Below are 14027 nucleotides of genomic sequence, written 5' to 3' on the forward strand. Positions count from 1 at the left end.
CGTGGTCAGGTCCCGGCCAGCAGCCACTCGCGGCACTTCGCCGCGTCGAAGCCGCCCGGCGGGAACCGCGGGTCCATGGCTTCGAGGTGTTCCAGCAGGAGCCTGCTGACCGCCCAGTTGCGGTACCACTTGTGGTCGGCCGGCACGACGAACCAGGGCGCCGCCTGCGTCGAGCACCGTTCCAGGGCGATCTCGTACGCCTCCTGGTAGGCGGGCCACAGGGCCCGTTCCTCCAGGTCGCCCGGGTTGAACTTCCAGTGCTTGGCGGGGTTGTCGATCCGGTTCAGCAGGCGGCGGCGCTGCTCGTCGAAGCCGATGTGCAGGAAGACCTTGACCAGAGTGACGCCGTCCTCGGCGAGCTCGTTCTCGAAGCGGTTGATCTGCCCGTAGCGGCGGGTGAGCCGCTCGCGGGGGACGAGCTCGCGCACGCGGGCGATCAGCACGTCCTCGTAGTGCGAGCGGTCGAAGATGCCGATCTCGCCGGGGTGCGGCAGCGCCCGGTTGATACGCCACAGGAAGGGCTGGCCGCGCTCCTCCGGCGTCGGCGCCTTGAAGGCCTTGATACGGCAGCCCACCGGGTTGAACAGGCCCACGACATGGTTGAGCGTGCCGCCCTTGCCGCTGGTGTCCATGCCCTGGAGCACCAGCAGCAGGCGGCGGCGGTCGCCCGCCGTGGCCGCCGCGTACAGCCGTTCCTGGAGATCGGCGAGGCGCGGGCCCATCAGGGCGGTCGCCGCCAGGCCGGCCGCCTTGTCGGGCGGGCCGCCCGGGGTGGCGGACGGGTCGTGGCGGGACAGGTCGACACGGTCGCCCGGCGGGATCCGCAGCAGCTCGCTCAGCGCGACGGGCTGTTGCGGCTCGTCGGTCCCGGCGGTCCGCCCGCGCTGCTTCTTCGCGTCGTCCTTGGCCACCGCGTGCCCCTTCCGCGTCCGTGCGTCTCCCACGATCGTGCGACGCGACGCCCGCCGCCGCGAGCGCGGCACCGCATACAGCGGTGCCGCGCCCGCGGGCGCCGGGACGGGTCCGGTCAGCGCCAGGGGCCGGTGACCGCGAACGTCGTGCCCGGCGTGTAGCAGTTCACGTACATCGTGCCGCCGTCCGGCGAGAACGCGACGCCCGCGAACTCACCCCACTCGGGCTCCTCCGGGGTGCCGATGTTCTGCGCGTTCCGTGCCATCGGATACACCTCGCCGCGCTTGGTGAGCCCGTACACGTGCTGCGCGCCGTCGCCGTCCTCGCACACCATCAGGCCGCCGCTCGGCGCGAGGCAGATGTTGTCGGGGGACTCGCCCGGCAGTTGGACGTCCGTGTCCGGGCCGAAGACGATCACCAGGGTGAGGCGCCGCCGTGCGGGCTCGTACTTCCACACCTGTCCGTAGTGGTCCGCCGCCGACCCCTCCGCGCTGCGCGCGAAGCTGGACACGAAGTAGACCGAGTTGCCGCCCCAGTAGCACCCCTCCAGCTTCTGGGCGTGGGTGATGCCCCGGGGGCCGAAGTCCTGGAGCCGGATCGGCGTCTGCTTCGCCTGGCTGTCCGGTACGGGCACCCACTCGATCCCGTCGAAGCGCGCCCCGGTCTCCTGGATCCCCGACAGGTCGGGCACGCCCGGCACCCGCATCGCCTGGAGCTCACCGCCCGCCCGCAGCGAACCGGTCCCGCCCAACGGCTTGGCGGGCAGGAAGCGGTAGAAGAGGCCGAACGGGCGCTGGAAGGCGTCCTCCGTCTCGTACACGATCCCGCTCGACGGGTCGATGGCGATCGCCTCGTGCTGGAAGCGGCCCATCGCGGTGAGCGGCACGGCACCCGTGCGGCGCGGGTCGGCCCCGTCGACCTCGAAGATGAAGCCGTGGTCCTTGGTGTAGCCGTTGGTGCCGGCTCTGTCCTCGGTCTCCTCGCAGGTGAGCCAGGTGCCCCACGGGGTGGGACCGCCGGCGCAGTTGACCGCGGTACCGGCGATGGCGACCTGCTGCGACAGCACGTTGTTGCGGCCGTCCAGCTCCAGCGCCGTGCACCCGCCCTTGCCCATCGGGTCGTAGGTCAGGCCCTCGACGGCCGGCACGGGGATCCGGGCGGTGTGCCGGTTCTCGTGGTTGCGGACGAGGTGGACGCGGCCGCGGCGGCCGGCGAAGGCCGCCATGCCGTCGTGGTTGCTCGGTATCCTGCCCTGCCCGAGGCTCAGTTGGTCGCCTTCCCTGGACAGGACCCTGTAGCGGAAGCCCTTCGGCAGATCGAGCAGGCCGTCGGGATCGGGCACCAGCGGGCCGTACCCGCCGTGGCCGCGGGCGGCGGCCGTGCCCGCGAAGAGTTCGGAGAACGCACCGGTGAACGCGATACCCGCACCCACCGCACCGGCCTGGGCCAGGACTTGACGTCGTGTAGCGGTCATGAGGCACCAACTCCCTGCTGGCGGACAGGAATGTGACCCGCATGTGTGTATCACGCAGACGGCCGCTGCGTAACCATGCGGGCCACTGTGGCCCGTGGTGCGCTCCGCTCAGCCCAGCGTGGCGGTGAGCGTGATCGGCGTGGCCCTCAGCGCCTGGCTCACCGGGCAGTTCGCCTTGGCGTCCTCGGCGGCCTTGACGAAGGCGGCCTCGTCCAGACCGGGGACCGTGCCCACGACGGTCAGGTGGATGCCGGTGATGCCCTCGCCGGGCTGGAAGGTCACATCGGCCTTGGTCTCCAGGCGGGCCGGCGGCGTGCCGGCACCCGCGAGGGCGTGTGAGAAGGCCATGTTGAAGCAGCTGGAGTGAGCCGCTGCGATCAGCTCCTCGGGGCTGGTGCGCCCGCTCTCGGCGGGCTCGGTCCGTGCCGCCCAGGTGACGGGGTACTCGCCGATGCCGGAGGAGTCGAGAGAGACGACGCCCTTGCCTTCGAGCAGGCTGCCTTCCCAGACGTTGTGGGCCTGACGCGTGGTGGCCATGATGGTTCCCTTCAGATCGGGTTTACCGCCCCAACCTACTGCGCCACCAAGGCCTTCGCGTCCCGCGCCAGGGCGGTGAGCCGGGAGATCGCCCGGAAGTACTTCTTCCGGTAGCCGCCGTTCAGCATCTCGTCACTGAACAGCCTGTCGAACGGCAGGCCCGAGGCGAGCACCGGGACCTCCCGGTCGTACAGCCGGTCGGCGAGGACGACGAGCCGCAGCGCGGTCGACTGGTCGGGCACCGGCTGGACGTCGGTGAGGCACACCGCCCGCACCCCGTCGGTCAGCGCGCCGTAGCGGCTCGGGTGGACCCTGGCCAGGTGCTCCAGCAGTTGCGGGAAGTCGTCGAGGGAGGCGTCCTGGGTCGCGTACGCGGCCTTGGTGACCTGCTCGTCGGAGTACGGGGGAGGGGCCTCGGGCAGGCCGCGGTGACGGTAGTCCTCGCCGTCGATCCGCAGCGGGCGGAAGTGCGCGGACAGGCCCTGGATCTCGCGCAGGAAGTCGGCGGCGGCGAACCGGCCCTCGCCGAGCTTGCCGGGCAGCGTGTTCGAGGTCGCGGCGAGCGCGACGCCCGCGTCGACCAGCTTGCCGAGCAGCGTGGAGACGAGGACGGTGTCGCCCGGGTCGTCGAGTTCGAATTCGTCGATGCACAGCAGCCGGTGTCCGCTGAGGGTGCGGACGGTCTGCTGGAAGCCGAGCGCGCCGACCAGGTTCGTGAGCTCGACGAACGTGCCGAAGGCCTTGAGCGCGGGTTCGGCGGGGGTGGCGTGCCAGAGCGAGGCGAGGAGGTGGGTCTTGCCGACGCCGTACCCGCCGTCGAGATAGACCCCGCGCGGCGCGGCGGGCGCCGCGTTCTTGGGGGCCCTGGAGAACCAGCGCCGCTTGCCGCCGCCCGCGGCGTGCGCACCGCCGAGACCGGACGCGAAGTCGCTCAGCACCTTGACGGCTTCGACCTGGCTCGGCTGCTGGGGATCGGGGACGTACGTGTCGAAGCGCACCGCGTCGAAGCGCGGCGGCGGCACCATCTCGGCGACCAGACGGTCGGCGGGGACGTGCGGCTCGCGGGCGCAGAGCGACAGGGGCGCGGCTTCGGTTATCGGGCTGGTCGGCACAGTACCCAACTGTAAGGGCCATGTAAGACTGCACAGCATGCGACGCCTGTTCCCTGTGACCGACCAGACACCGCCCGCCGACATCCGGGAAGACCGGGAGTGGTCGCTCGACGAGTTGGCCGATGCCTACGCGTACCCCACCGGCGAGGAGCGGGAGGGCGCCTGGCTGCGGGCGAACATGGTCTCCTCGCTCGACGGCGCGGCCCAGCACGACGGCCGCTCGCAGCCCATCTCCTCCGACGCGGACATGCGGATCTTCGGCACCCTGCGGGGTCTCGCCGACGCCGTCGTCGTCGGCGCGGAGACCGTACGGCTCGAGGGCTACCGGCCCGCCCGTGCCCGGGAGGCCTTCGCCGACCGCAGGGCCGCGGCCGGCCAGGGGCCCGCGCCCGCGATCGTCGTGGTCAGCGCCTCGCTCGGTCTCGACTTCTCCCTGCCGCTGTTCACGGAACCGCTGGTGCCCACGCTCGTCCTGACCGGCGCCGCCGCTGCCCCGGACCGGGTCAGGGACGCGGAGAAGGCGGGGGCGGAGGTCGTCGTCGCGGGCGACGGGCCGGGTGTCGAGCCCGCGAGGGCCGTGCGGGCACTCGCCGAGCGCGGCCTGGTGCGGCTGCTGACCGAGGGCGGACCCCGGATGCTGGGCCAGTTCGCGGCGGCCGGCGTCCTGGACGAGCTGTGCCTGACGGTGTCGCCGACGATGACGGTGGGCGACGCCCAGCGCATCGCCGGCGGCCCGGCGCTCCCGGACCCGGCCCGCTTCGCCCTGGCGTCGGTCCTGGAGGAGGCGGGCTTCCTCTTCACCCGGTACCGGAAGGTGTAGGGGCCGTTCCGGGGCCGCCCGACCGGTCCGGACTGCGCCGGGCCCCGGGTCGCGCGACGGCAGCGCTGGTCGCGCCGCGCCCGGCGCGCCCGACCGATACGGCGGAGCGCGAGGCCGCGGCGCCGAGGCTGCCGGGTGCGCGAGGACCGCGGGTGTGAGGCCCGCCCCGCGCGGGCAGCCGTAGTCGGCGCAGCCGGTGGCGGACGGGGGCGCGAGGGCGGCCGTCGCGCGCCAGTGGCGCACGCTCGGCGGTGACAATCGCGGAATTTGTCGTTCCGCTTAGCTCCCGAGGGGCACACTTATCTCGCAGACCCCGTGCTGCCACGGGGGAAGGATGGTTTCCGCAGAAGGGCTCCTGAACGTGTTCACAAGCGTATTGATGATCGAGAAGCCCCTGACCTCGGAGGACGTGGAGTTCGTCACCACCCTGCACGGGGACGAGGCCGTCTCTTTCATCGTGCTGATGCAGCCGCGCGGTGACCAGGCCGACGTGCTGCTGCGCGCCATCGACGACGTCGCGCTCGGAGAGCTGAAGGAGGCCGTCCGGGAGGGCGAGGAGCCGGAGGGCGAGGCGGCCAAGGCCCCGGCCCAGCGCGGCCTCGACCACTCCCTGGCCGCCCTGCGCGCCGCGGGCTGCGAGGCCGTGGGCCAGGTCGTCGAGGACCACCCGCTGGACAAGCTGAAGGCCGTCGTCGACGAGGCCGGCGCGGACGAGGTGATCGTGCTGACCGAGCCGCACTACGTGGAGGAGTTCTTCCACCGCGACTGGGCTTCCCGTGCCCGGCACAAGGTCGGCGTGCCGGTGCTCAAGCTCTTCGCGCACAGCAAGTAGCGGACCGGGGGCCCGCCCGCAGGCAATAGGGTGGGCCCCTGCACGTGTACGCACACCACGGGAGACAGACACATGGCACCCGCCGTTCCCAGCGCCATGGAGCGCCCGCACTTCATCGGCATCGGCGGAGCGGGCATGTCGGGGATCGCGAAGATCCTCGCCCAGCGCGGCGCGAAGGTCGCGGGCAGCGACGCCAAGGAGTCCGCGACCGCCGAGTCCCTGCGGGCGCTGGGCGCGACCGTGCACATCGGCCATGCCGCCGAGCACCTGGCCTCCGACGCCAGCTGCGTCGTCGTCTCCAGCGCCATCCGCGCCGACAACCCGGAGCTCGCGCGCGCCGCCGAACTGTCCGTTCCGGTCGTGCACCGCTCCGACGCGCTCGCCTCCCTGATGACCGGGCTGCGCTCGATCGCCGTGGCGGGCACGCACGGCAAGACGACGACCACGTCCATGCTGGCCGTGGCCCTGACCGAGCTGGGCCTGGACCCCTCGTACGCGATCGGCGGCGACCTCGCGGGCCCGGGCACCAACGCCCGGCACGGCGAGGGCGAGATCTTCGTCGCCGAGGCCGACGAGAGCGACCGCAGCTTCCAGAAGTACGACCCCGAGGTCGCGATCGTCCTCAACGTCGAACTCGACCACCACGCCAACTACGCGTCGATGGACGAGATCTACGAGTCCTTCGAGACGTTCGTCGGCAAGGTCGTCCCGGGCGGCACCCTGGTCGTCGCGGCGGACCAGCCCGGCGCCGTCGAGCTGACCGCCCGCGTCCGCGACGCGTCATCGCTGAAGGTCGTCACCTACGGGGAGTCCGAGGGCGCGGACGTCCGCATCCACAAGGTCACCCCGCGCGGTCTGACCAGCGAGGTCACCGTCCTGCTGGAGGGCCGCCTCCTCACCTTCACCGTCTCCGTCCCCGGCCGCCACTACGCGCACAACGCTGTGGCCGCGCTCGCCGCCGGCGTCGCCCTCGGCATCCCGGCGCACAACCTGGCCTCCGCCCTCGGCAAGTACACCGGCGTCAAGCGCCGCCTCCAGCTCAAGGGCGAGGCCGCCGGCGTCCAGGTCATCGACTCCTACGCCCACCACCCGACGGAGATGACCGCCGACCTGGAGGCCATGCGCGGCGCGGCCGCCGACTCCCGCCTGCTCGTCGTCTTCCAGCCCCACCTGTTCTCCCGCACCCAGGAGCTGGGCACGGAGATGGGCCAGGCCCTCGCGCTGGCCGACGCCTCGGTGGTCCTCGACATCTACCCGGCCCGTGAGGACCCGATCCCGGGCATCACCAGCGAGCTGATCATAGACGCCGCGCGCACCGCCGGCGCCGAGGTCACGGCCGTCCACGACAAGGCGGCCGTCCCGGACGTGATCGCGGGAATGGCGAGGCCCGGCGATCTCGTTCTCACGATGGGCGCGGGCGACGTGACGGACCTCGGTCCGAAGATCCTGGCCCGCCTGTCGAACTGAGGGAGCGGTTGATGTCGTACGAGGTCGAGAAGCCGGACGAGCAGTGGCGGGCGGAGCTGAGCCCCGCCGAGTACGCGGTCCTGCGCCAGGCCGGGACCGAGCCCGCGTTCGTCGGTGAGTACACGGACACCAAGACGGTCGGCACCTACTCCTGCCGTGCCTGCGGGGCGGAGCTGTTCCGCTCGGACACGAAGTTCGAGTCCCACTGCGGCTGGCCGTCCTTCTACGACCCCAAGGACACGGACGCGGTCGAACTGATCGAGGACCGCTCCCACGGCATGGTCCGCACGGAGGTCCGCTGCGCCCGCTGCGGCTCGCACCTGGGCCACGTCTTCGAGGGCGAGGGCTACCCGACGCCCACGGACCAGCGGTACTGCATCAACTCGATCTCGCTGCGACTGGAGCCGGACGCGGACTAGCGCCCCTGCCCGGCGAACACTGCCGGTCGCGGCACTGACCGGGAGAAAAATCGGCTGCGCCGACTGCCGGGCCCGCCCAGACTGGGCGGGCCCGTTCCCGTCCCCGCGAACCGAAGGAACACTTCCGCGTGCAGGCCGCCGTCACCGTCACCCCCGCCCAGGTTCCCGAACTGCTGCTCGGGCTCGCCACCGTGCGGCCCGTCTTCCTGTGGGGCGCGCCCGGGATCGGGAAGTCGTCGCTCGTGCGGAGGTTCGCCGAATCGCTCGGGCTGGAGTGCGTGAGTCTGCTCGGGACGCAGCTGGCGCCCGAGGACCTGATCGGGGTGCCGCAGATCCGTGACGGGCGCTCCGTGTTCTGCCCGCCCGAGGCCATCGCCCGCGACGAGCCGTACTGCCTCTTCCTCGACGAGCTCAACGCCGCGTCCCTCGACGTCCAGAAGGCGTTCTACTCCCTGATCCTGGACCGGCGCATCGGGTCCTACGAGCTGCCCGCCGGCTCCATCGTCATCGGCGCGGGGAACCGCGCCACCGACAACGCGCTCGCGCGGCCCATCGCGTCGGCCCTGGTGAACCGCCTCACCCATGTGCATCTCCAGGCGTCGTCGGCGGACTGGCTGGTATGGGCGGGCGAACACGGCATCCACCCCTGGGTGACGGACTACCTCACCGACCGCCCCGACCATCTCTGGTCGCAGCCGCCCAAGACCGAGGAACCGTTCTCCACGCCCCGCTCCTGGCACATGCTCTCCGACGCCCTGCACTCCTTCGGTCCGGGCATCGACGAGGACACCCTCAAGGTCGTCGCCCACGGCACCCTCACGCCCGCACACGCCGTCTCCTTCTGCGGCTACGCCAAGATCGTGCGCCACACCTTCGGCATCGAGGCGATCCTCAAGGGCGACGCCTCCTGGCCGAACCGCCTTCAGGACCGGGACCTGCTCTACTACCTGGCCGAGGCGTTCCGGGGGCGGCTGGTGAAGGAGCTGCCGCGGCAGAAGGAGCACGTGTCGCCGTCGATGCGGCAGACCGCATACCGGGCCAAGTCGCTGCTCGTGCAGCTCGCCGAGATCTCCGTCGAGGTCGCGCAGACCGTCATCGCGGACGACACCGACGGGCAGCCGGTGCTCCCCTCCTGGTTCCTCGTCGAGGCCGCCCGCGACATGCCGCGGCTGGTGGAGGCCCGGCGATGAAGAAGGGCGCCGCGGGACAGCAGGGCGGCAAGCCCGACCCGGCCACCGAGGCGTTCGCCGCCGGGCTCGCCATGGTCAAGCGGAACCCGGCCTTCGCCGCCGTCGAGGCCGAGTTCTGCCGACAGGCCAAGTGCGCCGCCACGCCTGCCGGGGGACTTGCGGCCGTGGACTCCAACGGCGTCGTCCACGTCCACCCCACTCGGCGTGCCGAACCGGACGACTGGGCCTGGACCCTCGCGCACTGCCTGCTGCACCTCGGGTTCGGGCACGTGCCCGCGGCCAAGGACACACGGCGCGAGCAGCCCGACCGCTTCGAGCGGGCCGCACGCTGCACGGTGGTCAACCGCTTCCTGCTCACCTTCCCCGTGGGCCGCCCTCCCGGCCACCTCCCCGAGACGTATCCGGGCGGCGACGAGGCGATGCTCGCCGCCCGCTGGCGTCGCGACGGCATCCCCGCCGCCTACGAGCGGTGCGGCACCGCGGGCGAGCACCCCGACCAGGTCCTGGTGCCCTGGCAGATGTGGAACACCGCCCCGCCCGACTGGGAGACCGCCTTCGCCCACGCGCTCACCCGCAGTGTCTCCGCCGCCATGGACGTGGCGGGCGGCCGTCGCGACCGCGTCACCGGCGAGCGCGTGCCCCAGCGGCCCTGGGACCGTGCCCTGAACTGGTTCGTCTCCTCGTACCCCCTGCTCGGCGGCCTGGCGGCCGGCCTCACGGTCGTCGCCGACGCCGAACTCGCCCGCACCCAGGACATCTCCATCGCCGCCGTCAGCTCCGTCGCGGGCGAGATCTACATCAATCCGCTGCGCACCTTCACCGACGAGGAGTGGCGCTTCATCCTGGCGCACGAGATGCTGCACGCCGCCCTGCGCCACGGCGAACGCCGCGGCACCCGCGACCCGGTGCTCTTCAACGTCGCCGCCGACTTCGTCGTCAACGGCTGGCTGGTCCAGATGCGTGTCGGCGAGATGCCCGAGGGGCTGCTGTACGACCCCGACCTCAAGGACCTGTCGGTGGAGGAGGTCTACGACCGCATCGCCACCGACCTGCGCCGCCGTCGCCGATTGGCGACCCTGCGCGGCAAGGGCACCGGCGACATCCTCGGCGAGCCGCTGCCGCACCCGGACGCCCGCCCCTACGCCGACCTGGACGACTTCTACCGGCGCGGCCTGGTGCAGGGCTTCGACCTGCACCAGTACGGCGAGCGCGGTCTGCTGCCCGCCGGTCTCGTCCAGGAGATCCGCGCCCTGGCCCACCCGCCCGTGCCGTGGGACGCGCGACTGGCCCGCTGGTTCGACGAGTACGTGCCCCGGCCCGAGCCCGTACGGTCCTATGCGCGCCCGGGCCGCCGACAGGCGTCCACCCCCGACATCCCGCGCGCCGGACGGTACTTCCCGTCCGAGGAGACGCCCCGCTGCACCTTCGGTGTCGTCCTCGACACGTCCGGCTCGATGAACAGCGCCCTGCTCGGCAAGGCTCTCGGCGCGATCGCCTCGTACGCCGAGGCCCGTGACGTCCCGGCCGCCCGCGTCGTCTTCTGCGACGCGGCGGCCTACGACGCCGGGTACGTTCCCCCGGCGGAGATCGCCGGCCGGGTACGGGTCCGCGGGCGCGGCGGGACGGTGCTCCAGCCGGGCATCGACCTGATCCACCGCGCCGACGACTTCCCGGCGAACGCCCCGGTCCTGGTCATCACCGACGGATGGTGCGACACGTTGCGCATCCGCCGCGAGCACGCCTTCCTGATCCCGCAGGGCGCGTCACTGCCGTTCACGCCCCGCGGACCGGTCTTCCGGCTGACGTGACGCGGGCGGCCCGTCCGTTCGGTTCGTCTCAACGCGTGCCGCGCCCGGGCGTCAGGCCCGGGCGGCGGCGAACGGGACGAAGGCGGTCCAGGAGGCGGGGGAGAGGGCGAGGTGGGGGCCCTCGGTGTCCTTGGAGTCGCGGACGTGGACGGTGTCGGGGCACGCGGCGACCTCGACGCAGCTGTCGCCGGAGCCGCTGCTGTAGCTGGACTTGTGCCAGGAGAGGGCGACTTCGACGCAGCTGTCGCCCTCGCCGCCGCTGTAGCTGCTCTTGAACCAGGCCAGTTCGGGGGTGCTCATACCGCTCCTCGCATCTGCCGCAACAGGCTCAGGGAGTCCTCCAGGGTAAGAGCCTGTGACCGCATCCTGGCATACCGCATCTGGAGCATGCTGACCACTTTCGGGTCGGAGATGAACTGGCCGCTCTCCTGCCCCTCGCAGTAGCCGAGCCAGCGGTTGTCCGGGGTTTCCAGCAGTTGCATGGGACCGTGCAGACCGGCGTGGTCCTCGCGCACCAGCGGCATGATCTGCACCTCGATGTTGCGCAGTTCGGCGAGGGCGAGGACGTGGTCGACGAGCTCCAGCGTGACCTGCTTCCCGCCCGTGCGCCGCCGGAACAGGTGCTCTTCGAGAATGAAGCTGTACGCCGTGTTCGGCCGCTCCAGCAACCGCTGCCGATCCATCCTCGCCGCCAGCCGAGCCTCGATCTGCTCGTCGCCCAGCGGCGGCAACTGGTTCGTGAACAGCGTCCGCGCGTACGCCTCCGTCTGTAACAGCCCCGGAATCAACCGGCACTCGTACGTGTAGAGGCTCACCGCCTCCGCCTCCAGGCCCGCCCACTGGCGGAACCAGCTCGCCAGCCCGGGCCGCCGTGACAGGTGCCGTGCCGCGCCCCTGATCGTGCCGAACGCGTCCAGTACCTCTTCCGCCCGGTCGACGAAGTCCGCCGGGGGGAACCGCCTGCCCTGTTCGATCGAGGCGACCGTCGGCAGCGAGTACTGCACGCGTGGCGCGAACTCCTCCTGCGTCAGCCTCGCCCGCTTCCGGAAGGACTTGACCACCTCCCCGAAGGACTTCAGGCCGTCCGAGACCTCCGGCTCCCCGCCCGCACCGCCTGAACTGCCGCCTGTCGTCTCCGCCGTCATCTACGGCCCCCTCCCGCGCGTACCTGTGCTGAGCAACCCCGCAACTGCTCCATGGTCACGGTCAGTTACCCGTACTGTCCACCGCGCGTACCCGTACGCTGACTCAGCGTACGGGTTCCTGATCTGGGGGAACTGCATCGCGCCCGACACGGTGAGGGCCATGCACTCACCGCGCACACCGCAACTGCCGGGCACCGTACGTACTTTCGCCCAGCGCTTCAGCTCCACCCCGCTCGGCGCACGCCTCGCTCGTCACCTGACGCTTCACCAGCTGCACGCCTGGGGCTTCCCGCACGGCACGGAGACGTCCGACCACACCGCGCTGATCGTCGCCGAGCTCGCCGCGAACGCCGCGACGCACGGGCGCGTGCCGGGCCGGGACTTCGAGCTGAGGCTCACCTGCTCGCCCGGCACGCTGCGTATCGAGGTCTCGGACACCCGGGGTGAGCGGCGGCCGCCCGTTCCCGGCCGGTTGGCGGCGCCGGGAGCCGTCGCCGACAGCGGGCGCGGGCTGCTGCTGGTGGAGAGCCTGGCCGACCGGTGGGCGGTGCTCGACCGGGTGCCCGTCGGGAAGACCGTCCGGGCCGAGCTGGACCTGCCGTCGCGCTGACCCGCAGGCGGCCCTCAGGTGGGGCGGCAGAGCAGCGGCTTCGCCAGTTCGGCGCAGGGGCGGTGGCCCTGGGCGCGGAGGATGTCCTTGCCGACCTCGTTCGCCAGGTAGCGCAGGAAGCCGGCGGCGATCGAGTCGGCGGGCGGCTCCCCGTAGGTGTAGGCGAACTCGGTCTGCCAGTACGGGTACGCGCCGTCGTCGGCGCCTTCCAGCGTGGCCGCGTAGCCGTCGATCCGTACCCGCCGGAGGTCGTCGCGGGTGAGCGTGGCGCCGACCTCGCTGTGGCCGAGCGCCCCGGGGGTCGCGGCCACGGTGTCCAGGAGGGTGCCGGTGTCACCGACCTCGCAGCGGCCCGCCCTGCTCCCGTCCATGGCCACGCAGTCGCCTTCCGTGACCTCCATCAGTTCCTTGCCGCCGAGGACCTGCTGCACGAGCGTGGAGCGGGTACCGGAGCCGGGGTTGCGGCTCACGAGCTGGACGGGGAGATCGTTGCCGCCGACCTGCCGCCAGTCGGTGACGCGGCCCGTGTAGATCTCCCTGACCTGCTTCAGGGAGAGGTCCTGAACCCCGGCGTCCTTGTTGACCACCAGGGTGAACAGGGACAACGCGACGGGTCTCGGCAGCAGTTGCGGGCGGCGGACGCTCTTGACCCCGTCGGTGAACGCCAGCCGGTCGGGGAGCCCGGCACTGCCCTGCTGTTTCGCGCTCCGGCCGGCCGCGGCGAGCGAGTCGAGTCCGGCGACGCTGCCCTTGAAGGAGTTCTCGGTGATGGGGATGCGGGCGTCGGGACACGTCTTCTCGTACTGCTTCGCGGCCTCGCGGACGACGGGCGCGAACGCGGTGGAGCCGGAGAGGACCAGTGTCCCCTTGGCGCAGTCCAGCGGGGCGGCCCGGACCTCGTCCCTGGTGAACGTGGTCAAGGACTGGGCGGCCGCCACGAGGACCAGCATGGCGATGAACATCATGACGGGCTTCGAGGCGAGGACGTGGCTCGCGGTCTTCCTGATCGACCCGCCGTGCACCCCGCCCTTGATGCCGGCGACGACCACGGGGTCGGGGAACTCCGGAGCGGTGAACTCCGGCTCACGTTCCAGGACCGCGAGGACCTTGTAGTGGTTGCCGCGGTTGAGGGCCACCTTCGGGAGGGTGATGCGGCCGTCGATCACCTCGAGGCCGGGGGCCGCCTCGGCGGGGACACCGTCGCGCGGCGTGTTCACGAAGGACCGGCGCAGGTAGTCGTGGCTCATCTCGGTCACGACCATGCCGACGACCTGACGCCCCGGGAAGCGGACCTCTATGCCGACGTCGGCGGAGCCCTGCGAGACATAGTCGTCGGAGTCGATCAGGGTCCAGCCGCTGTTCTCGATGCGCAGCAGCGCGAACGAGGGATCGCGCAGCGAGGCGTCGTCCCGCTGCATCTGCCGCAGCACCCCGGCGTGCGGGGCCTCGGCCGCGTCCGGCGCGGTGGTGTCCATCTGGATCCGGTAGCCGAGCCGCTTGCGGCCCACGAGCGCGAACTCCCACGCCGCGGCCGCCACCGGGATGGCCAGACCGAGGATGGCGATCGTCGACTCCCAGGGAAAACCGTTCACCGCCGACTCCCGTACTGACCGGATCCAGATGTGCGCCAAAATTACGAGCGCGTCGGCGGGGGCTGCCACGGCTGCCGTGAGTCTTCGGGGCCTGTTCACCGGCCCGACT

The 14027-nt window shown here is 71.9% G+C and carries 14 protein-coding genes; 7 read left to right on the top strand and 7 right to left on the bottom strand.

Going from position 1 to position 14027, the window contains the following annotated elements; genetic code table 11:
* Positions 1-5: 5 nt before the first annotated feature.
* From ACWD0A_RS15510 to zapE, 4 genes are all read right to left on the bottom strand, one after another.
* Positions 6-911, bottom strand: coding sequence for a PPK2 family polyphosphate kinase (locus ACWD0A_RS15510; protein ID WP_451298287.1), 906 nt, complete (start codon positions 909-911; stop codon positions 6-8).
* Positions 912-1027: 116 nt separating this feature from the next.
* Entirely contained in the window at positions 1028-2386 is a 1359-nt protein-coding gene (locus tag ACWD0A_RS15515; protein WP_451298289.1) for an alkaline phosphatase PhoX, read from the bottom strand.
* A gap of 108 nt (positions 2387-2494) precedes the next feature.
* Positions 2495-2923 carry an OsmC family protein gene (locus ACWD0A_RS15520; RefSeq protein WP_451298291.1) on the bottom strand — a complete coding sequence of 143 codons (429 nt, stop codon included), beginning with the start codon at positions 2921-2923 and terminating at the stop codon, positions 2495-2497.
* A gap of 35 nt (positions 2924-2958) precedes the next feature.
* Complete coding sequence (gene zapE / locus ACWD0A_RS15525) at positions 2959-4074, bottom strand: cell division protein ZapE (protein ID WP_451298293.1); 1116 nt, start codon at positions 4072-4074, stop codon at positions 2959-2961.
* Here zapE and ACWD0A_RS15530 point away from each other — a divergent pair.
* From ACWD0A_RS15530 to ACWD0A_RS15555, 6 genes are all read left to right on the top strand, one after another.
* Positions 4073-4855 carry a pyrimidine reductase family protein gene (locus ACWD0A_RS15530; RefSeq protein ID WP_451298295.1) on the top strand — a complete coding sequence of 261 codons (783 nt, stop codon included), beginning with the start codon at positions 4073-4075 and terminating at the stop codon, positions 4853-4855. The two genes, zapE and ACWD0A_RS15530, sit on opposite strands and share 2 nt — an antisense overlap.
* Positions 4856-5216: 361 nt before the next feature.
* A complete protein-coding gene (locus tag ACWD0A_RS15535) occupies positions 5217-5687 on the top strand; it encodes an indole-3-glycerol phosphate synthase (RefSeq protein WP_451298297.1) in 471 nt (156 codons plus the stop codon).
* Positions 5688-5759: 72 nt separating this feature from the next.
* Positions 5760-7154 (top strand): UDP-N-acetylmuramate--L-alanine ligase, encoded by a 1395-nt coding sequence (murC, locus tag ACWD0A_RS15540; protein ID WP_451298299.1) that lies wholly within the window; start codon positions 5760-5762, stop codon positions 7152-7154.
* 11 nt (positions 7155-7165) lie between these two features.
* Positions 7166-7573, top strand: a complete 408-nt coding sequence (gene msrB, locus ACWD0A_RS15545; protein WP_451298301.1) for a peptide-methionine (R)-S-oxide reductase MsrB — start codon at positions 7166-7168, stop codon at positions 7571-7573.
* Positions 7574-7701: 128 nt separating this feature from the next.
* The gene (locus tag ACWD0A_RS15550; protein WP_451298303.1) at positions 7702-8763 is read left to right on the top strand and encodes an ATP-binding protein; all 1062 of its coding nucleotides are present in this window, start codon (positions 7702-7704) and stop codon (positions 8761-8763) included.
* Entirely contained in the window at positions 8760-10571 is a 1812-nt protein-coding gene (locus ACWD0A_RS15555) for a vWA domain-containing protein (protein ID WP_451298305.1), read from the top strand. Before ACWD0A_RS15550 ends, ACWD0A_RS15555 begins: the two co-directional genes overlap by 4 nt.
* A gap of 51 nt (positions 10572-10622) precedes the next feature.
* Here ACWD0A_RS15555 and ACWD0A_RS15560 read toward each other — a convergent pair whose 3' ends face one another.
* Both ACWD0A_RS15560 and ACWD0A_RS15565 read right to left on the bottom strand, forming a co-directional pair.
* Positions 10623-10871 carry a DUF397 domain-containing protein gene (locus ACWD0A_RS15560; RefSeq protein ID WP_451298307.1) on the bottom strand — a complete coding sequence of 83 codons (249 nt, stop codon included), beginning with the start codon at positions 10869-10871 and terminating at the stop codon, positions 10623-10625.
* Positions 10868-11716, bottom strand: a complete 849-nt coding sequence (locus ACWD0A_RS15565) for a helix-turn-helix domain-containing protein (protein WP_451298309.1) — start codon at positions 11714-11716, stop codon at positions 10868-10870. Before ACWD0A_RS15565 ends, ACWD0A_RS15560 begins: the two co-directional genes overlap by 4 nt.
* Before the next feature lie 160 nt (positions 11717-11876).
* On the opposite strand from ACWD0A_RS15565, the gene ACWD0A_RS15570 reads away from it, so the two are divergent.
* Positions 11877-12326, top strand: a complete 450-nt coding sequence (locus tag ACWD0A_RS15570) for an ATP-binding protein (protein WP_451298311.1) — start codon at positions 11877-11879, stop codon at positions 12324-12326.
* Between the two features lie 14 nt (positions 12327-12340).
* On the opposite strand, the gene ACWD0A_RS15575 is transcribed toward ACWD0A_RS15570, so the two are convergent.
* Positions 12341-13918, bottom strand: coding sequence for a substrate-binding domain-containing protein (locus ACWD0A_RS15575; protein ID WP_451298313.1), 1578 nt, complete (start codon positions 13916-13918; stop codon positions 12341-12343).
* Between the last annotated feature and the right edge of the window lie 109 nt (positions 13919-14027).

It is taken from the genome of Streptomyces sp. NPDC002867, from assembly GCF_053591895.1.